19 protein-coding genes are annotated in these 18,252 nt (G+C 64.7%); 16 read left to right on the top strand and 3 right to left on the bottom strand.

Features of this window, described 5'->3' with window-relative positions:
• Position 1: 1 nt before the first annotated feature.
• From J2S96_RS11385 to J2S96_RS11420, 8 genes are all read left to right on the top strand, one after another.
• Positions 2-355 (top strand): hypothetical protein, encoded by a 354-nt coding sequence (locus J2S96_RS11385; RefSeq protein ID WP_306863162.1) that lies wholly within the window; start codon positions 2-4, stop codon positions 353-355.
• A 2-nt stretch (positions 356-357) separates the two neighbouring features.
• Positions 358-807 carry a hypothetical protein gene (locus tag J2S96_RS11390; protein WP_370873083.1) on the top strand — a complete coding sequence of 150 codons (450 nt, stop codon included), beginning with the start codon at positions 358-360 and terminating at the stop codon, positions 805-807.
• 117 nt (positions 808-924) lie between these two features.
• The gene (locus tag J2S96_RS11395; protein ID WP_306863167.1) at positions 925-1,908 is read left to right on the top strand and encodes a bifunctional riboflavin kinase/FAD synthetase; all 984 of its coding nucleotides are present in this window, start codon (positions 925-927) and stop codon (positions 1,906-1,908) included.
• Positions 1,909-1,923: 15 nt separating this feature from the next.
• On the top strand, positions 1,924-2,778 hold the full coding sequence (gene kynA / locus J2S96_RS11400) for a tryptophan 2,3-dioxygenase (protein ID WP_306863170.1): 855 nt from the start codon (positions 1,924-1,926) through the stop codon (positions 2,776-2,778).
• Between the two features lie 197 nt (positions 2,779-2,975).
• Positions 2,976-3,245 (top strand): 30S ribosomal protein S15, encoded by a 270-nt coding sequence (gene rpsO, locus J2S96_RS11405; RefSeq protein ID WP_028266602.1) that lies wholly within the window; start codon positions 2,976-2,978, stop codon positions 3,243-3,245.
• Between the two features lie 254 nt (positions 3,246-3,499).
• Positions 3,500-5,764, top strand: a complete 2,265-nt coding sequence (locus J2S96_RS11410; RefSeq protein ID WP_306863180.1) for a polyribonucleotide nucleotidyltransferase — start codon at positions 3,500-3,502, stop codon at positions 5,762-5,764.
• Positions 5,765-5,926: 162 nt separating this feature from the next.
• Positions 5,927-7,270 carry a M16 family metallopeptidase gene (locus J2S96_RS11415; protein ID WP_306863183.1) on the top strand — a complete coding sequence of 448 codons (1,344 nt, stop codon included), beginning with the start codon at positions 5,927-5,929 and terminating at the stop codon, positions 7,268-7,270.
• 464 nt (positions 7,271-7,734) lie between these two features.
• Positions 7,735-8,196 (top strand): DUF1579 family protein, encoded by a 462-nt coding sequence (locus J2S96_RS11420; protein ID WP_306863186.1) that lies wholly within the window; start codon positions 7,735-7,737, stop codon positions 8,194-8,196.
• 20 nt (positions 8,197-8,216) lie between these two features.
• Here J2S96_RS11420 and J2S96_RS11425 read toward each other — a convergent pair whose 3' ends face one another.
• Both J2S96_RS11425 and moaA read right to left on the bottom strand, forming a co-directional pair.
• A complete protein-coding gene (locus J2S96_RS11425; RefSeq protein ID WP_306863189.1) occupies positions 8,217-8,483 on the bottom strand; it encodes a MoaD/ThiS family protein in 267 nt (88 codons plus the stop codon).
• Positions 8,484-8,487: 4 nt separating this feature from the next.
• Positions 8,488-9,618, bottom strand: coding sequence for a GTP 3',8-cyclase MoaA (moaA, locus tag J2S96_RS11430; RefSeq protein WP_370873084.1), 1,131 nt, complete (start codon positions 9,616-9,618; stop codon positions 8,488-8,490).
• Positions 9,619-9,794: 176 nt separating this feature from the next.
• On the opposite strand from moaA, the gene J2S96_RS11435 reads away from it, so the two are divergent.
• The 7 genes from J2S96_RS11435 to J2S96_RS11465 are packed head-to-tail and all read left to right on the top strand — an operon-like array spanning position 9,795 to position 16,070.
• Positions 9,795-10,526: a response regulator transcription factor gene (locus J2S96_RS11435; RefSeq protein ID WP_306863416.1), complete on the top strand. Its 732-nt coding sequence runs from the start codon at positions 9,795-9,797 to the stop codon at positions 10,524-10,526.
• Positions 10,513-11,781, top strand: a complete 1,269-nt coding sequence (locus J2S96_RS11440) for a sensor histidine kinase (protein WP_306863192.1) — start codon at positions 10,513-10,515, stop codon at positions 11,779-11,781. Before J2S96_RS11435 ends, J2S96_RS11440 begins: the two co-directional genes overlap by 14 nt.
• The gene (locus J2S96_RS11445; RefSeq protein ID WP_306863195.1) at positions 11,778-13,337 is read left to right on the top strand and encodes a molybdopterin-dependent oxidoreductase; all 1,560 of its coding nucleotides are present in this window, start codon (positions 11,778-11,780) and stop codon (positions 13,335-13,337) included. The genes J2S96_RS11440 and J2S96_RS11445 overlap by 4 nt, the downstream gene beginning before the upstream one ends.
• Before the next feature lie 46 nt (positions 13,338-13,383).
• Positions 13,384-14,604 carry a molybdopterin molybdotransferase MoeA gene (locus J2S96_RS11450; protein WP_306863198.1) on the top strand — a complete coding sequence of 407 codons (1,221 nt, stop codon included), beginning with the start codon at positions 13,384-13,386 and terminating at the stop codon, positions 14,602-14,604.
• Positions 14,592-15,128, top strand: coding sequence for a cyclic pyranopterin monophosphate synthase MoaC (gene moaC, locus J2S96_RS11455; RefSeq protein ID WP_306863201.1), 537 nt, complete (start codon positions 14,592-14,594; stop codon positions 15,126-15,128). The genes J2S96_RS11450 and moaC overlap by 13 nt, the downstream gene beginning before the upstream one ends.
• Positions 15,125-15,625 (top strand): MogA/MoaB family molybdenum cofactor biosynthesis protein, encoded by a 501-nt coding sequence (locus J2S96_RS11460; RefSeq protein WP_306863204.1) that lies wholly within the window; start codon positions 15,125-15,127, stop codon positions 15,623-15,625. The genes moaC and J2S96_RS11460 overlap by 4 nt, the downstream gene beginning before the upstream one ends.
• Positions 15,615-16,070 carry a molybdenum cofactor biosynthesis protein MoaE gene (locus J2S96_RS11465; protein ID WP_306863207.1) on the top strand — a complete coding sequence of 152 codons (456 nt, stop codon included), beginning with the start codon at positions 15,615-15,617 and terminating at the stop codon, positions 16,068-16,070. The genes J2S96_RS11460 and J2S96_RS11465 overlap by 11 nt, the downstream gene beginning before the upstream one ends.
• A gap of 22 nt (positions 16,071-16,092) precedes the next feature.
• Here the strand turns inward: J2S96_RS11465 and J2S96_RS11470 are convergent, their stop codons facing one another.
• The gene (locus tag J2S96_RS11470; RefSeq protein ID WP_306863210.1) at positions 16,093-16,752 is read right to left on the bottom strand and encodes a response regulator; all 660 of its coding nucleotides are present in this window, start codon (positions 16,750-16,752) and stop codon (positions 16,093-16,095) included.
• Between the two features lie 201 nt (positions 16,753-16,953).
• On the opposite strand from J2S96_RS11470, the gene J2S96_RS11475 reads away from it, so the two are divergent.
• Complete coding sequence (locus J2S96_RS11475; RefSeq protein ID WP_306863213.1) at positions 16,954-18,138, top strand: sensor histidine kinase; 1,185 nt, start codon at positions 16,954-16,956, stop codon at positions 18,136-18,138.
• Positions 18,139-18,252: the final 114 nt, after the last annotated feature.

The raw sequence follows: 18,252 nt of genomic DNA on the forward strand, positions 1-18,252 counted from the left end.
CATGGACGGATATTTTTACGCTGTCCTGATTGTGGGCCTGCTGTCCACCGTCATCTGCGTCGTGGCGGGCATCATGAAGAAGACCCCCAACGACGTCACGATCCTGTCCGTCGCCGCCGTCGAACTCGTCCTGCTGGTCTATCTGGTGGGATCGATTATCCGCGTCGCGATGGGTGAAAAGATCGCAGGGGAACCCTGGGAATTCTGGGGCTACATCATCACGGCGCTCATACTCCCCATCGCCGCGGTGTACTGGTCCATCCTGGAGCGGACCCGCTGGAGCAATTTCGTCATGGGCGCCGTGGGCGTCACCGCCTTGGTCATGGCGGCCCGCATGAACCAGATCTGGTACTGACATTGGAAGAAGCACACGAAGTGACTGTTGAAACCACCGAGAAAAAGAACCGGGACACGCGCAATACCGGTCCCGGGAGGCTCCTGATCGCGGTCTACGCGGTGTTCGCGATCTCGGCCACGGCCCGTGCCGGCTACCAGATCCTGACCAAGTTCCCGGATGCTCCCTTGGCCTACATCCTCTCGGCCTTCGCCGCCGTGGTGTACATCGTGGCCACGGTCTCCCTCGCGAAGCCGGGCCGCACGTGGTTCAAGGTATCCCTCGCGGCCGTCGTCGTGGAGATGCTGGGTGTAGTGGTGGTTGGGGCAATCAGCCTCTTCGATCCGGTGGCCTTCCCGCACGACACAGTGTGGTCGTCGTTCGGACGCGGATACGGCTTTGTGCCGTTGATCCTGCCGGTCCTGGGCCTGCTCTGGCTCTACCGTCGGCGCCCGGCACGGATCCCGCACTAGGAATCGGGCTACCGCAAACCGGCATGCCAGCCCCGGGGCAGCGGGTAACCTTAGAGAAAATCCGGCGCCGGACCAGGCGCCGGGCATAGTGAATACCAGCAGTAAAAGGCGAGGTTGATGGTCCACATCTGGAACGATCCCACCGAGGTCCCCGAGGATTTCGGTCCGAGCGTCGTTACCATCGGCAACTTTGACGGTGTCCACCGCGGGCACCAGCAGGTGCTGACGCAACTATTGCGCACAGCAGGCCAGCATGGCGCGCGGTCCGTCGTCGTGACTTTCGACCCCCACCCGGCCCTGGTCCATCGGCCCGACTCCGCACCGGAGTTGCTCATGGGACTGCAGGACAAACTCGATGCCCTGGCCGGCACCGGCGTGGACGCTGTCCTCGTCATGAAATACAACCTCGCCCTTGCCGCCATGACACCGGAGGAATTCGTCGTCAAGGTCCTCCTGGACGGCCTTCATGCGGCACACGTGGTGGTAGGCCACGATCTTCGTTTCGGTGTGGGAAATTCCGGCGACGTCGGCACCATGCAGGAGCTCGGCAAGGAATTGGGGTTCGGGGTCCACGTGGTCAATGAGTTCGGCGCGGAAGGCTTTCCAGTACACGACGACGGCGGCACGGACCGCCGCTGTTCCTCCACCTGGGTGCGCGAGGCCCTTTCCGAAGGCGACGTCGAGACCGCGGCCGCGGTCCTCGGCCGCCCGCACAGGATGCGCGGCGAAGTGGTCCACGGCGCTGCACGCGGCCGCGCCCTGGGCTTTCCCACGGCGAACCTGGACCACGGCGCTACGGGTTACGTCCCTGCGGATGGAATCTACGCCGGCTGGTTGGTGGACGAATCCGGAACCCGCTGGCCCGCCGCGATTTCGGTGGGTTCCAACCCCACGTTCGACGGCGTCAGCCGCCAGGTGGAAGCCCACGTGATCGATCGCCCGGAGGAGGCAGTGGAGGACTTCAACCTCTACGGCCAGTCCGTCGTGGTGGAATTTACCGCGCGGCTGCGGGGCATGGTCGCGTATCGGGGACCCGAGGCGCTTGTGGAGCAGATGCGCCTGGACGTCGTCCAGGCCCGCGACCTCCTGCTGGACAAGTAGCGGCGGGAGCGGGCCGTGAGCGTTGAGAAGAACACCCGTCCACTCGACGAAGGCATCGTCAGGGATTTCAGCTCACGCATGAGCTACGGCTCCTACCTCCAGCTGCCCTTGCTGCTCAGCGCCCAGCAACCTGTCAGCAGGCCCGAGCACCATGACGAGCTTTTGTTCATCATCCAGCACCAAACTACCGAGCTGTGGCTGAAGCTTGTCCTGCACGAGCTCCGCAGTGCGGCCGCCTGGCTGCGCCAAGACGATCTTGGATCCGCGCTCAAGGGCATCGCACGGGTCAAGCACATCCAGAAGACCCTCACCGAGCAATGGTCGGTGCTCGCCACGCTCACCCCTACGGAGTACTCCCAGTTCCGCGGCTTCCTGGGCAATGCCTCCGGGTTCCAGTCGGCCCAGTACCGGGCGGTCGAGTTCATCCTCGGCAACAAGAACGCCAGGATGCTGCCGGTGTTCGAATCGGATCCGGAGTCCAGGTCCATGCTCGAGGAGCTCTTGAACGCCCCGAGTATCTACGACGAATTCCTGGCCTACCTGGACCGGCACGGCTATGAGGTTCCGCGGTCCGTCCTGGACCGGGATGTCACGCAGGCCCACGAGTTCGCCCCGGCGCTCTTGCCCCTTTTCAAGCACATCTACGAACACGCCGCAGACAATTGGGCGGCCTACGAAGCTTGCGAGGAACTGGTGGACCTGGAAGACAACTTCCAATTGTGGCGCTTCCGGCACCTCCGCACCGTCCAGCGAACCATCGGCATGAAGACGGGAACCGGCGGCTCGAGCGGAGTGTCCTTCCTGCAGAAGGCGCTTGACCTGACGTTCTTCCCGGAACTTTTCGCGGTCCGGACCGAGATCGGGCAGTGACCGGCGCCTGGCTTTGATCAGCTTTGATCAGGGTCACACGGCAGCTTTCGACAACATCGCCGGGCTGCCGGTAAACTGAGGGATGGATCCGGCTGCAGTCCGTGGCGGCTGGACCTGTTTTGTGTGCGGTCATCGGCACGAACAACCCGGCAGCGAGGCGCTGAATCGGGACGCACGGCACAACTCTAGGAGTTCATGTGGCACTTGAAGCCGCTGTTAAGCAGTCCATCATCGAGGCATACGCAACGTCCAAGGGCGACACTGGTTCGCCGGAGGTCCAGATTGCAGTCCTGACTCAGAGGATCAAGGATCTGACTGAGCACATGAAGGAGCACAAGCACGACTTCCACACCCAGCGCGGTCTGCTGGCCATGGTTGGTCGTCGCAAGCGCATGCTGGGCTACCTCAAGAAGACTGACATTGCCCGCTACCGTGCGCTCATCGAGCGCCTCGGCCTGCGCCGCTAGTTTGACTTCGGGCGGCCCGATCCTCCGCGGACCGGGCCGCCTTTTCTCCATAACTAAATCCAACACTTATCAGGAGCCCAACCGCATCGCGCATTCGCGGTCCTCGGTAGTGATCCCCGGGAGCAGCCTTCGGTGACGAAGGCGCGGCCCGTGGGTCTCGATCGATGACCGGGTGTCGTACAGGCCAGGAACAGACGCTGGCCTGGGTCGATGCGGGAGGACTTCCGCTAAACAAGAAACGGAGGTGACTCTCAATGGAGGGTCCCGAAATCCAGTTCTCAGAAGCCATCATCGACAACGGCCGCTTCGGCAAGCGTGTTATCCGCTTCGAAACCGGCCGCCTCGCCAAGCAGGCAGCCGGTGCCGCGATGGTCTACATCGACGAAGACACCGCACTGCTGTCCGCAACCACCGCCGGCAAGTCCCCGCGTGAAGGCTTCGACTTCTTCCCGCTGACCGTCGACGTCGAAGAGCGCATGTACGCCGCCGGCCGCATCCCGGGCTCGTTCTTCCGCCGTGAAGGCCGCCCGTCCACCGAAGCCATCCTGGCTTGCCGCCTCATGGACCGCCCGCTGCGCCCCGCGTTCGTCAAGGGCCTGCGCAACGAGGTCCAGATCGTCGTCACCGTCCTGGCGATCAACCCGGACGAGCTCTACGACGTCGTGGCCATCAACGCCTCGTCCATGTCCACCCAGCTTTCCGGCCTTCCGTTCTCCGGCCCGATCGGTGGCGTCCGCGTTGCCCTCATCGCCGACGAACAGGGCACCGAATGGGTTGCCTTCCCGAAGCACTCCCAGCTTGAGAACGCCGTCTTCAACATGGTTGTCGCAGGCCGTGTTGTGTCGGGTTCCGACGGGGACGACGTCGCCATCATGATGGTCGAAGCCGAAGCCACGGACAACTCCTGGAACCTCATCAAGGAACAAGGCGCCACCGCTCCTACCGAAGAGGTCGTTTCTCAAGGCCTCGAGGCTGCCAAGCCGTTCATCAAGGCCCTGTGCGACGCCCAGGCAGACCTGGCCGCCCGCGCTGCAAAGCCGACCGTTGAGTTCCCGGTCTTCCTGGACTACGAGGACGACGTTTACGCCGCAGTGGAGTCCGCAGCCGCCGAGAAGCTTGCCGCTGTCTTCCAGATCGCCGACAAGCAGGAGCGCGACAACGCTTCCGACGAGCTCAAGGACGAAGTCCTTGGCGCCCTCGCCGGCCAGTTCGAAGGCCGTGAGAAGGAACTCTCCGCAGCATTCCGTTCGGTGACCAAGCAGGTTGTGCGCCAGCGCATCCTCAAGGACCAGATCCGCATCGATGGCCGTGGCCTGACTGACATCCGCCAGCTGACGGCCGAGGTAGAGGTCCTGCCCCGCGTTCACGGTTCCGCCATCTTCGAGCGCGGCGAAACCCAGATCATGGGTGTCACCACGCTGAACATGCTCAAGATGGAACAGCAGATCGACTCGCTGTCTCCTGTGACGCGCAAGCGCTACATGCACAACTACAACTTCCCGCCGTACTCCACCGGCGAGACCGGCCGCGTCGGTTCCCCGAAGCGCCGCGAAATCGGCCACGGCGCACTCGCCGAGCGCGCCCTGGTTCCGGTGCTGCCGTCCCGCGAGGAATTCCCGTACGCCATCCGCCAGGTTTCCGAAGCCCTCGGATCCAACGGTTCGACGTCCATGGGTTCCGTTTGCGCCTCCACGCTTTCGCTGCTCAATGCAGGTGTTCCGCTGAAGGCCGCTGTTGCCGGCATCGCCATGGGCCTGGTTTCCGACCAGGTTGACGGCCAGACCCGCTACGCTGCCCTGACCGACATCCTCGGCGCCGAAGACGCATTCGGCGACATGGACTTCAAGGTCGCCGGTACCTCCGAGTTCGTCACGGCCATCCAGCTGGACACCAAGCTCGACGGCATCCCCGCCTCGGTCCTGGCCGCAGCCCTGAAGCAGGCACGCGAAGCCCGCCTGCACATCCTGGATGTCATCAACGCCGCCATCGACACCCCGGACGAGCTCTCCGAGTTCGCACCGCGCGTGATCGCCGTCAACATCCCGGTTGACAAGATCGGCGAGGTCATCGGCCCCAAGGGCAAGATGATCAACCAGATCCAGGAAGACACCGGCGCCGACATCTCCATCGAGGACGACGGCACCGTCTACATCGGCGCTACCAACGGTCCGTCTGCGGAAGCAGCCCGCGCCGCGATCAACGCCATCGCCAACCCGCAGGTCCCGGAAATCGGTGAGCGTTACCTGGGTACGGTCGTCAAGACCACTACCTTCGGCGCGTTCGTTTCCCTGACCCCGGGCAAGGACGGCCTGCTGCACATCTCCGAGCTGCGCAAGCTGGCCAGCGGCAAGCGCGTGGACAACGTCGAGGACGTGGTCTCCGTGGGCCAGAAGATCCAGGTCGAGATCACCAAGATCGACGACCGCGGCAAGCTCTCCCTCTCCCCGGTTGTGGCCGAGGAAGAAGGCGCTGCCTCCGAGGAAGCTTCCGCCGAGGCGGCCGAAGTTTCCGCCGAGTAGCCTGAACCGGCAATCACGGGCAGGACCGGTGGACATGTCCACCGGTCCTGCCCGGTTTTAACAACGGTGTGCTAATTGGGCTCCCGCCCAAGCGGCGATGCGCCCGCTGATACGATTGCAGCCAGATTTGGCACCATGTTTCCCCAGAACTGAAAGGTCTTGATGACTGTCGTACCCCTCCCATTGGCGCAGACCGTGCCCGGCGGCGAACTGATCCATGGTGCCGAAGGCGGCTCCGAAGTCCGGCGTTCAGTGCTTCCGGGAGGTGTTCGGGTGCTCACCGAGGCCATGCCAGGGCAACGTTCGGCAACCATCGGATTCTGGGTGGGGGTCGGCTCGCGCGACGAGGCAGACGGCCAGCACGGCTCAACCCACTTCCTCGAGCATCTCTTGTTCAAGGGCACCAAGAGGCGCACAGCCCTGGAAATCGCTTCTGCTTTCGACGAGGTCGGAGGTGAATCGAATGCGGCCACCGCGAAGGAAAGCACGTGCTACTTTGCGCGCGTGCTTGACACGGACCTCCCCATGGCCATCGACGTCATTGCCGACATGATCACCGGCGCCGTGCTGGATCCTGCCGAGCTTGAGCAGGAACGCGACGTGATCCTCGAGGAAATCGCCATGGACAGCGATGATCCCACCGACGTCGCACATGAAAACTTCGTGGCCGCCGTACTCGGCGTGCATCCGCTCGGACGCCCCATCGGCGGCACCCCTGCCGCCATCAAGGCCGTGTCGCGCGATTCCGTGTGGGCACATTACCAGCGCTACTACCGGCCGGACGAAATCGTCATCACCGCCGCCGGCGGCCTGGACCACGACGTCGTCTGCCGCCTCGTGCTCGATGCCTTGCGGACGGCCGGGTGGGAGCTGAAAGACACCGCTGCCCCCGTTGAACGCCGCTCCACCGCGCAGGCGGATATCACCGGCACCGCGGGGCTGCATGTGATCAAGCGCCCCGTGGAACAGGCAAACATCATCATGGGCTGCCCTTCGATCGTGGCTACCGACGATCGGCGCTTCGTGATGAGCGTCCTGAACGCGGTCCTTGGCGGCGGTATGTCCTCCCGCCTCTTCCAGGAGATCCGCGAAAAGCGGGGACTCGTCTACTCCACCTATTCCTTTGCTTCCGCCTATGCGGACGCAGGCTATTTCGGCATGTACGCGGGCTGCACGCCGTCGAAGGTCAAGCAGGTCCTGGAACTCCTGGGCGCCGAGCTGGACAAGCTCGCTGCCGACGGAATCACGGACGAGGAACTGCGGAAGGCCGTCGGCCAGTTGTGCGGCGGAATCGTCCTTGCCCTTGAAGACACTGGTTCCCGGATGTCCCGCCTTGGCCGCGCCGAACTCGTCTCCGGCGAATTCCAGGACATCGACGAAACGCTGGACCGTATCAAGGCCGTCACGGCCGAACAGGTCCAGGAACTCGCCCGAGTGCTCGCCGCAGCCCCCCGCACCGTGACCGTCGTCGGGCCCTTCGAAGAAACCGAGACCTTCGGCCTCTAGGGGACATGCCCCCCGTTGGAGCGTAGGAGTGGGCATAACCCTGATATGTCCACCCCTGGCTTGGAGCAGGGAGCATGTCCGGTGGGGGAGCTGGATGCGGCGAGGGGACATGCCCCCCGTTGGAGCGCAGGAGTGGGCATAACCCTGATATGTCCATCCCTGGCTTGGAGCAGGGAGCATGTCCGGTGGTGCAGCTGGATGCGGTCAGGGGACATGCCCCTCGTTGGAGCGTAGGAGTGGGCATAACCCTGATATGTCCATCCCTGGCTTGGAAGAGGGCGCATGTCCGGTGGTGCAGCTGGATGCGGCCAGGGGACATGCCCCTCGTTGGAGCGTAGGAGTGGGCATAACCCTGATATGTCCATCCCTGCCTTCAAAGAGGGGGCATGTCCCGGGGGAGGCTGGACGCGCCTGCCCAAGGGGAACATGATGGTGGGTATCCATCGTCCCGCGCAGGAGTCGCCATGAACGAGCCATTTAAGAGTCATGCAAACACCGCGCTGGAGGCGTTCCTGGGGCATTGGCGGGGGAGTACAGAGCTCGCGGCCTCGCCTTGGGGACCTGCCCGGACCGCCGAGGCCGAGGTGACTTTTTCCCGCGCTGCGGGAGGCTACGCCTTGGTGCAGAGCTACCGGCACATTGAGCCCGACGGCACCCATTTCGAGGGGCACGGCGTCTTTACAGTTGATCCGGACCACGGGGAGACGTTGTGGTATTACGTGGACAGCATGGGCCGGCCACCGGAAGCCCCGGCCCGGGGGTATTGGCAAGACGGCACTTTGAGGCTTGAGCGGCGCAGCCCCCGCGGGACCGCGAGACACACTTTCAATGTGGACGGCGGGGTGCTGACCCACATGGCGGAACTCAGGCTCGGAGATGCTCAGACATTCAGCCCGTTCATGATCTCCGTCTGCAGGCGCGTCTGAGCGTACATGGCCGCTTCGGCTTAGCCCCCGGCAAACGGCGGGAGGACGTCTACCACGTCGTTCTCGTCAAGAGCGGCCGAGCGGTCGCGGACTGCTACCTCGTTGCGCAGGAAACTGCTGCGGGAGATGATCCGGGCCAAGGGCGGCGTGCCGGCCGGTGGTTCCGGACGTTCGACGGCGAGCACAGCCGCGATCAGTCCGTCCAGGCCGGTTCCTTCCGGAAGGTCGTGGTGTTCCTCTTCGACGCCCGCCGCGGCGCGCGCGGCAGCGAAGTATCTTACGAGCAAACTTTCAGCCTCCGATTGCGCTCATGCTGCGGTCCGGCTGGACAAAGTCGGCGGCGCCGAGGCCCGTGTGGTCCATGCCGTGCGCTTTGGGTTTGATCCACATGGCGTCCTGCCAGCGTTGGGCGAGTTCCTCGTCGCCGGCTCCGTGCCGAAGCAAGCCGAGGAGGTCGAATTCCTCGCGGGAGAACAAGCAGCTCATGATCTTGCCTTCCGCCGTAATCCTGGTGCGCCGGCAATCGGAACAGAAGGGTTCGGTGACGGAGGCGATAATTCCGACGGTGCCCAGGAGCGGCCCCGTGGCTTCGGCAGATGCCCGGTCCCGGCGTCGTACTTCAAATCGTTCGGCCGGTGCGCCGTCGCGTGCCCGCGGGTCCGGACCCAGCACGAAGTCGCGCGAAAGCAGTTCGCGGATCTCCGCCGCGGTGATCATGTCCCGCCGGGTCCAACCGTGATCGGCGTCCAGCGGCATTTGCTCGATGAAGCGCAGTTCATAGCCGCGTTCCAGAGCCCAGGCCAGGAGCCCGGGGGACTCGGCGTCGTTGATTCCCCGCATGAGGACGGCATTGATCTTGACCGGGCCCAAGCCTGCGGCCCACGCAGCGTCGATGCCGGCCAGCACCTTATCCAGGAAAGGTCGCCTGGTCAGCATTGCGAACGTTTCTTCGTGCAAGGAGTCGAGGGACACGTTGATGCGCGAGAGCCCGGCTTCTTTGAGCGCCGCCGCCTTCTTGTCGAGACCGACGCCGTTGGTGGTCATGGAGATCGGAAGTTCGGGGTGCGCCTGGCGGAGGGCCGAGATGATGTCCACGAGGTCGGCACGCACCAGGGGTTCGCCGCCTGTGAGGCGAAGTTGGCGGACCCCGAGCTGTTCAACGCCGATCCGTACCAGGCGGATAATCTCGGCCGCCGTCATGACGGCTTGTCTGGACAACCATTCGAGGCCCTCGGCCGGCATGCAGTATGTGCAGCGGAGGTTGCATTTGTCCGTGAGCGACAAGCGCATATCGGTGGCCCGGCGCCCGTAGCGGTCGAACAGGCCTGCGGGGGTCCCGGCAGGGCGCGGCGGGGGCGCAGCCATGCTGCGTCCCGTCCCGTCGCCCGCGGGCGGCAACGGCATGCCTAGCTGAACACTCATGGCTTCAGGCTACGCCAGGCGCCGCCCAAGCGTGATATCCCGGCGGTCATGTTCAGCGGCGATTACGGCGGAAGGCAACGCACAGCGCGACTTCTTACGGAATGCATACGGTTGGCCCTGGGGCGTCCGGAACACATACCGTGGGCACCTTGCGAATCTATGCTGAAGGTGTGAACATGCAGCCCGCCCCGCACGCTGCCGACCTTGGCAATCGCCGCATTCTCCTGGTCGAAGACGAACAGACCATCGCCGACGTCGTCCGGGACTATTTGGTCCAAGCAGGCTTCCAGGTCGATCTGGCCGGCGACGGCTTCACCGCGCTGGGCCTCGCGGCCGCCAGGCGGCCCGACCTCGTCATCCTGGACCGGATGCTCCCCGGGCTCGACGGCGTGGAAGTGTGCCGCAGGCTGCGCCTTGCCATGAGCGTTCCCATCATCATGGTCACCGCACTTGGCACTGAGGACGACCGGATCCTGGGCTTGGAAACCGGAGCGGACGATTACGTCACCAAGCCCTTCTCACCCCGCGAGCTCGTCCTCAGGGTGAAGTCCGTATTGCGCCGGAGCATCCGGGAATTCAGCCCGGAACCTCCCGTGGAGCTTGCCGGCTTCGAACTGGACCCGGCCTCGCGCACCGTGCTCCAGGATGGCAAGCCCTTGATGCTTACGGTGCGTGAGTTCGATCTGCTGGCCTTCCTGCTCCGTCGGCCCAACCAAGTGTTCAGCCGCGAGGACCTCATCCGGGCGGTCTGGGGCTGGGACTTCGGGGATTTGTCCACCGTGACCGTCCACGTACGCCGCTTGCGCGAAAAGATCGAGGACAACCCCACTACCCCGGTGTTGCTCAAGACAGTCTGGGGAGTCGGCTACCGATTTGACGCGAAGGACGCTGGACATGCAGGCAACTGAAATGTTCACGATCCTGGGCTGGATGCTGCTGTGGGCTGTCCTCATCGGCGCTTTGACCCTCGCCTTGCTGCGGTTCCTGCGCGGCGCGTCGATCCTGGTCCAGATCTGCCTCGTGGTGGTGGCCACCGTCGCTGTTCTCGTGGCGGGGATGGTGAGTGCCTTCAATGCGATGTTTATTTCCGCCGTGGACCTTGAGGTCATGTGGTACATCCTCGGGGTGGCCTCGGCCGTGGCGATCGGGATTTCCCTTGTCCTCGGGGCCGGGGTGTCCCGCAACGCCATCCGGCTCGTGGCCGCAACGCGACGCCTCGGCAGCGGAGAAGCCCTCGATGGCTCGTTCCTGACCCAATCGGCTTCGCGGCGGGCCGGACCGGCAATGAACTCCGAGCTCGCCCAGCTCGCCCAGGAACTCGAAGCAAGCAGCATCAAACTCGAGGAATCCCGTCGACGCGAGGCGGCCATTGAAACCGCCCGCCGCGAGCTGGTCTCCTGGATCTCGCATGACCTCCGGACCCCCTTGGCCAGCATGCGGGCCATGGCCGAAGCGCTGGAAGACGGCATGGCATCCGACGTCCCCGCGTACTATCGCAAGATCATCGCCCAGACGGACCAGATGGCGGTCATGGTGAACGACCTCTTGGAACTGTCCAAAATCCAGGCGGGAACACTCCGGTTGAGCGCGGAATCGCTGGACCTGTACGACCTTGTGAGCGACGCCATCGCCGATCTCGCCCCGCTCGCCGCGCAGCGCGGGATCCGGCTCGACGGCGGCGGGGACCGCGAGTGCATGGCGGTCGCGGACGGCCCCAGCCTGGGAAGGGCTGTCCGGAACGTCCTGCTCAACGCGATCATCTACAGCCGGCCCGACGGCGGGGTCCTGGTTCGCGTCGGACGCGACGGAAGCGACGCCGTCGTCGACGTCGTGGACAGCTGCGGCGGCATCGACGACGAGGATCTCGCCCATGTTTTCGAGACTGGCTGGCAAAAAGACCGCTCCCGGGGAGCCGGAAGGCCGGACGAAGGCGGTCCGCCGCGATACAACGGCGCAGGAGTCGGACTCAGCATGGTGGCGGGCATTGTGAAGGCGCACGGCGGCACTGTCACCGTGGCGAACACGGGGGAGGGCTGCCGCTTCACCCTCCGCCTTCCATCAGGTTCCCCGGCGAGCGCGTCCCGTGCCGGAACATTTCAGATACAGGCAGCTCCCGCCGAGACCGTTCCGGCAGAGAGCCCCGAACAGGCAGGCACACCATGAGCAGGACCACTTCGAAGAAAACCAGCACCAGGACGGCTCCCCGATGGGCGGCGGCGTGTGGCGTGGTGGCCATCGGACTCGGGGTGGCGGCCGGCGAGTTGCTGGCCGGCCTCCTGAGCCCGGCAGTCTCGCCCGTCACCGCATTGGGCGGTGTGGTCATCGACGCAGTGCCTGGTTGGGCCAAGGAACTGGCCGTCAGCCTTTTCGGCACCGCGGACAAACTTGCCTTGATCGTCAGCATTGCCCTGGTGACTGTGGTGCTCGCCGGCGTCTCCGGCATCCTGGAGTATCGGCGAAAGGGGGCGGGGCTGGCGCTCGCCTTGCTCGCGGGAGCAGCGGGGCTGGCGGCCGTGCTGACCCGCGCCCAGGCCGCACCCACAGCGGCGGTCGCCCCCGTGGTGGCCACCATGGTCACCATGCTTTTCCTCCGGCTCCTGGTCCAACGGCTTGAAACCTGGCGCCCCGTGCCCGAGGCGGCCGACGCGCCATTGGCCCGCCGAAGCTTCATGCGTTTGCTGGGTGGAACCGCGATCGCGGCAGTCGCCGCAGGGGTGGTCACGACGGTGGTGCGTAGGGCAGGAACGGTGGTATCGGATTTCCGCAACCGATTGGCCCTGCCCACCCCCGTAAACCCGCCGGAAAAGATTCCCGACGGCGCCGCACTCACCTTGGCGGGTCTCCAGCCGCTCGTCACGCCGAACCCGGACTTCTACCGGATCGACACTGCCCTGATCCCGCCGGCCGTGAATCCGCCGGACTGGACCCTCAAGGTGACCGGCCTGGTGGAACGCGAAGTCCAGTTGGATTTCGCCACGCTGCTCGCCAAACCGATGATCGAGCGTTACGTGACCATCGCTTGCGTGTCCAACGAAGTCGGCGGAGACCTGATCGGCAATGCCCTCTGGTTGGGCTGGCCGGTCCGCGAACTCCTCGCCATGGCTGGACCCAAGCCCGGGGCGGACATGGTGCTGTCCCGCAGCACTGACGGCTGGACTGCCGGGACCCCCCTCGAAGCGCTCACCGACAATCGCGACGCGATCCTCGCCGTCGGAATGAACGGCGAACCTTTGCCGCTGGAGCACGGCTTCCCCGTCCGGATGATCGTCCCAGGCCTCTATGGATATGTTTCGGCCACCAAATGGCTGACGGAGCTGAAGGTCACCCGTTTCGCTGACGACCAGGGCTACTGGGTTCCGCGCGGTTGGAGCGACCACGGGCCCGTCAAGACGCAGTCCCGCATCGATGTTCCCCGGGACGGCCGCTCGGTCAAGGCCGGGACGGTCCAGTTCGGCGGTGTCGCCTGGGCTCAACACCGTGGCGTTTCGCGGGTGGAGTTGCGCGTCGACCGCGGGAATTGGCAGGAAGCCAAGCTCGCGCCGGGGATCTCCTCGGACACGTGGTACCAGTGGCAGCTGGGTCTTGAGTTGGGCTCCGGAAACCATGAAGTCCAGGTCCGTGCCACCGATGCCACGGGTGCGCCGCAGCCCGAAGCCCGAACTCCCGTAGCCCCGGACGGCGCCACGGGGTTCCACACCATCCACGTCACCGCCAACTGACACTAGGCTGTGTAGGTCTGAGCGAAACAATCCGGGAGGAACCCTCGTGGCAAGATCCGTCGCAGCCCACCGCCGAGCCGTCCAGGAGCTGCTGTCCGGCCTTGCACACAAAGAAGGCACCGAGGAACTGCCATTGATGGGGGCGCTTGGCCGGTTACTTGCCGCCGACGTCTTGGCCCCGCTCAGCCTGCCGCCGTTCGCCAACTCCCAGATGGACGGTTTTGCCGTCCGTTCAGCGGACCTGCCTCCCCACCCGGGGAGCGACGCCGGTGCGGAGCTGACGGTAGTGGATCCCGTCCCGGCCGGCGCGGCACCGGCCCGACTCTTGCCCGGCACCGCGGCCCCGATCATGACCGGTGCCATGATGCCCGAGGGGGCCGACGCCGTCGTGCCCATCGAGCAGGCAGTACCAGATGCCTTCCCCGCCCCGGGGACGGCAGCAACGGTCCGTCTTCCCACAACAGAGCCGGGAACCTTCGTCCGCGACGCCGGGAGCGACATCAGTGCGGGAACCGTCGCCTTGCGCGCGGGAACGGCCCTCGGGCCCGGGCCATTGGGGCTGCTCGCTGCCTTGGGGATCACCTCGGTCGAAGTCCGGAAGCCGGTGCACGTGCTCTTGGTGACCACCGGCGATGAGGTTGTGGAACCCGGTACGACGCTGCCGGAAGGCAAGATCTACGATTCCAACGGAACCCTGCTCGAAGCCGCCATGCGGCAGGCCGGCCTCCGCGTCACGCGGACGGGGATCAGCGGCGACGATCCCGCCCAGCTGCTTCAACTCCTGCGCAGCCGGAGCGAAACAATCGATCTCATCGTCAGCACAGGGGGCGTCAGCAAGGGCGCCTACGAGGTGGTCCGGCAGGCCATGGACGGCCAGCCGATCGAATTCGTGTCGGTGGCCATGCAGCCCGGCGGCCCCCAGGGGATCGGAACGTTCGACGGCCTGCCTTTCCTGGGCTTCCCGGGCAATCCGGTGAGCTGCCTGGTCTCATTCGAAATGTTCCTTCGCACGGCGCTCGCCGACGTCGTCGGAAGCCCTGCTCCGCGGCCGAGCCTGCGGGCACGCCTCGCGGAGCCTTTGACCTCTCCGGCCGGCAAGCACCAGGTCCGTCGTGGCACGCTTCTTCCAGGGGGAACGGTGAGGCTGGAAGGGGGGCCAGGCTCTCATCTGATCCATGCGCTCGCGAACTCGAACGCTCTCGTCCAGGTTCCTGAAGCCGTCACGGAACTCGACGCCGGCGCGGAAGTGGAAGTATGGATGTTGTGAATGACACTCAAGACATTGGCGGCGCCCTCACGCATTTGCGCCAAGACGGAACTGCCCAGATGGTCGACGTCTCCGGAAAGGCCGTGACCACGCGCGAGGCTACCGCAACCGCCACCGTCCGCAGCACGTCCGAGGTGCTCGCCCTGCTTGGTGCCGGTGAGCTTCCCAAGGGCGATGCCCTCGCCGTCGCGCGCGTTGCCGGGATCATGGCGGCGAAGAAGACTCCGGATCTCATCCCGCTGTGCCACCCGCTGCCGATTTCGAAGGTCACGGTGGATTTTGAACTCGGCGAGGACACTGTAGTCGTCATGGCGACAGTCAAGACCAAAGGCGTCACGGGCGTGGAAATGGAAGCCCTGACTGCTGCCTCGGTGGCCGCATTGAGCGTCTACGACATGATCAAGGCAGTGGACAAGCACGCCGTGATCAGCAACATCCAGGTACTGGCGAAGAGCGGCGGAAAAAGCGGTGATTGGGTCGTTGCCCCTGCGTCAGGCGCCCAGGGCGACGGTGGACGCGCATGAGCGCCTGTGAGCCCAGCCGCGGTCCACGGAAGGCCGGCGTCGTCATTGCTTCCACCCGTGCCGCGGCAGGGATCTACCGCGACGAAACCGGCCCGGTCATCCTGGACTGGCTGGCCGAACACGGCTATGAGACCTTCCCGGTCATGGTGGTGCCTGACGGTGAGCCCGTCGGCGCGGCCATCCGTGCGCTGCTCACCCAGGAACCCGCCGTCGTGATCACCAGCGGCGGCACCGGGCTGAGCCCCGATGATCGCACTCCAGAGGTCACACTGCCTCTCCTCGACCGTGAAATTCCGGGGCTCATGGAGGGCATCCGCCGGGCGGGAGCCGCAAAGACCCCCATGGCGATGCTGAGCCGAGGCCATGCGGGGACCGCCGGCAAGACCTTCATAGTGAACCTGCCCGGTTCCCCCAAGGGCGTCATGGATGGCCTTGCCGTCCTCGATCCAGTCATTGCCCACCTATGCGAGCAGTTGGAGGGAAGTCATGGCCATTGATACCGACTTCGAGATCATCAGCGCGGTCCTCAGTCCGGAGCCGATTTCCGTGGACCAGGCGATTGCGGCCGTGGAATCGGACACCGCGGGAGCAGTGGTGAGCTTCAGCGGCGTGGTGCGGAACCACGACGGCGGCAAGCCCGTTGACCGGCTCAGCTACAGTGCCCACCCCACGGCGTACCAGGTCATGTCCGACGTCGTGGCCCGGCTCGTGGCGGAGCACTCGGGGGAAGCGGCGCAGCCGGTCCGGATTTGGGCGGCGCACCGGATCGGCATGCTGGAGATCGGCGAACCTGCGCTCGTCTGTGCCGTTTCTGCCGCACACCGCGGGCAGGCTTTCGCGGTGTGCTCTGAACTCGTCGATCGGATCAAGGCCCAAGTGCCCATCTGGAAAGAACAGTTCTTCAGCGACGGCACGGTCGAGTGGGTCGGGGCAGGGGAATAGCTGAGCGCAGGGATCGCGCCTGCTACAACGTCACGAGATGTGTGCGCACAGCGTGGATAAGTACTTGGACGCGGTCGCGCGCGCCCCATTTGTTCATGATGCGGCCGAGGTTTGACTTGACGGTCGCCTCTGAGAGGTAGAGAGCATTTGCTATCTCGGCGTTTGACAGACCCTGCGCGAGAAACTTCACGATCGACAGTTCGCGTTCGGTGAGCGCTTGGGCGCGAGCGAGCGCTATGTGTCCGCCGGGGTCGGCCATGTCACGGACGGCTGTAATGAGTCCACGAGTTATGCGGGGCGAGAGCACTGACCTGTCAGCGTGCACATCCAAGATCGCGGAGACGATCTCATCGGGATGCGTGTCTTTTACGAGATAGCCGGAGGCTCCTGCTCTGAGCGCGGCGATGACGTGACTTTCGGAGGAGAACGTGGTCACCGCAAGGACTCGTGCTTCCGGATGTTCGGCCGTGATCGTTTCTGTCGCTTCGACGCCATTCATTGCCGGCATCTGTATGTCCATCAGCACAACGTCCGGTTTCAATAAACGGTACTGCTGGACGGCTTCAATTCCGTTTACGGCTTCTCCGGCCACAGCTGTGGCTGGGTCCGACTCCAGGAAGATTCGCAGTGCGTGGCGCACGAGGGCCTCATCATCGACGATCAGAACACGCACGGGCTCCATTTCTTCAGTTTAGGCGGCCGGGCTCGCAGCGCAGATTAGACAAAAGTTGCGCAAGGAATCGACTTTCGTCGGCAGACCCTGTGCCGGCCCGACTGCGACGATCAGGTTGTTGATGCTTTCAAGCAGGAGGAACTTGATCATGTGCAAGACAATGAGGCTTTGTCGCTAAGGGTCCCCGCGCTTCAACTGGATAATTGGGGGATGAAGCGAAGCGGCCTGGCAGAAGCTACCCGCAACGTCCACGGATCTGCGGGTTTGCGGGGCTTTTGGACTTTCGCCACGTTGCCGGTCGGTGCTCGTCGCGCATTGGCGGCCGTCGTCGGGGTGGCGTTGCTGGCGGACGGTGTGCTCGCGTTCCTTGCCCGGACGCCGCTGCCCACCGCGATCGTTGACATCGGTGCGCTCATCGCAATCGGAGCTTTTGCCTGGCGGCCGCGGGTGGCGGCGACGGTGCTCGCGACATGGGGCCTCGTCGCGACACTGCTTGGCGCTGGTGGGTCCTACTCGCTTGCCGTCGCCATCTCGGTCGGCTTGGTCACGAGTACGTGCGGCCGGTGGCTGAGCGTCTCATACTGCGTCGCCACAGTGGCGTGGGCGATCGTTGCCGAAGGGTTTGGCCAAGGGTTTGTACAAGGCGGCGGGGTCGGGGGCGTTGCCGTTGGCGTCGCTTCAGGACTGATCGGTTGGGGATTCCGCGGGGGTCGTGCACGGGAAAGTCAGCTTGCTGCTGACATTGATCGGCTCAAACGGGAATCGGCATCCGCCGTACAAATGGAGCGGGACCGGATCGCCGATGAGCTGCACAACATTATTGCCCACGACATCACGACCGTTGTTATGCAGGCCCGGGCGTTCGAACTCGTGGACGACCCCGTGTCCAGGGATACGTCGAGGCGTGCGATCACAGACGCCGCGACACAGGCGCTCACAGACATCCGACGGATGCTGCGTTTGGTCCAGGGGAGGGACGAGGCCGTTGGAGGAGCCGGAGCAGGGACCGTGTCCCTGTCAGCGACGTTGGAGTCCTTGTCCCTCGGACTCGGATCGATGGGAGCCTCGGTGGAGCTCTCCCTCCCCGGCAGCGAGATTTCAATGTCGAACACCATCGAGACCACGCTCGTGCACATCGCACGCGAAGCCGCCACGAACGTTATGAAGCACGCCCGTCAGACCCCGTTGATTCGTTTGGCTGTCACGTCTGATCGTGAAGGCGTCACCTTGCTGGTCTGGAATGCCCCGTCCAGCGGCGGGGACGACTTGGGCACGGATGAGGCCGGGTACGGACTGAAGCGGATGAACGACCGTGTGATGCTGCTGGGCGGGACGTTCGAGGCAGGCGGTGATGAAACGGGGTGGACCGTGACGGCGACAGTGCCCAGGTTCTAGGGGATCAGTTATGCGAAAGAAGCTATGCCATTCGGTTGAATGCGAAGAGAAAAGGGTGCATCCGAACGATGTCTGAGTCGATACGGAAGACGGTGTTCGAGGAGTGAGGTTGAG

This window comes from Arthrobacter bambusae, from assembly GCF_030812595.1.
Classification (GTDB): domain Bacteria; phylum Actinomycetota; class Actinomycetes; order Actinomycetales; family Micrococcaceae; genus Arthrobacter; species Arthrobacter bambusae_B.

Bases quoted from the DNA above. Each gene is read 5' to 3' on its own strand.
- J2S96_RS11385 (WP_306863162.1), top strand. From the start codon at position 2: ATGGACGGATATTTTTACGCTGTCCTGATTGTGGGCCTGCTGTCCACC.
- J2S96_RS11395 (WP_306863167.1), top strand. From the start codon at position 925: ATGGTCCACATCTGGAACGATCCCACCGAGGTCCCCGAGGATTTCGGT.
- J2S96_RS11410 (WP_306863180.1), top strand. From the start codon at position 3,500: ATGGAGGGTCCCGAAATCCAGTTCTCAGAAGCCATCATCGACAACGGC.
- J2S96_RS11415 (WP_306863183.1), top strand. From the start codon at position 5,927: ATGACTGTCGTACCCCTCCCATTGGCGCAGACCGTGCCCGGCGGCGAA.
- J2S96_RS11420 (WP_306863186.1), top strand. From the start codon at position 7,735: ATGAACGAGCCATTTAAGAGTCATGCAAACACCGCGCTGGAGGCGTTC.
- moaA (WP_370873084.1), bottom strand. From the start codon at position 9,618: ATGAGTGTTCAGCTAGGCATGCCGTTGCCGCCCGCGGGCGACGGGACG.
- J2S96_RS11435 (WP_306863416.1), top strand. From the start codon at position 9,795: ATGCAGCCCGCCCCGCACGCTGCCGACCTTGGCAATCGCCGCATTCTC.
- J2S96_RS11440 (WP_306863192.1), top strand. From the start codon at position 10,513: ATGCAGGCAACTGAAATGTTCACGATCCTGGGCTGGATGCTGCTGTGG.
- J2S96_RS11445 (WP_306863195.1), top strand. From the start codon at position 11,778: ATGAGCAGGACCACTTCGAAGAAAACCAGCACCAGGACGGCTCCCCGA.
- moaC (WP_306863201.1), top strand. From the start codon at position 14,592: ATGGATGTTGTGAATGACACTCAAGACATTGGCGGCGCCCTCACGCAT.
- J2S96_RS11460 (WP_306863204.1), top strand. From the start codon at position 15,125: ATGAGCGCCTGTGAGCCCAGCCGCGGTCCACGGAAGGCCGGCGTCGTC.
- J2S96_RS11465 (WP_306863207.1), top strand. From the start codon at position 15,615: ATGGCCATTGATACCGACTTCGAGATCATCAGCGCGGTCCTCAGTCCG.
- J2S96_RS11470 (WP_306863210.1), bottom strand. From the start codon at position 16,752: ATGGAGCCCGTGCGTGTTCTGATCGTCGATGATGAGGCCCTCGTGCGC.
- J2S96_RS11475 (WP_306863213.1), top strand. From the start codon at position 16,954: ATGAAGCGAAGCGGCCTGGCAGAAGCTACCCGCAACGTCCACGGATCT.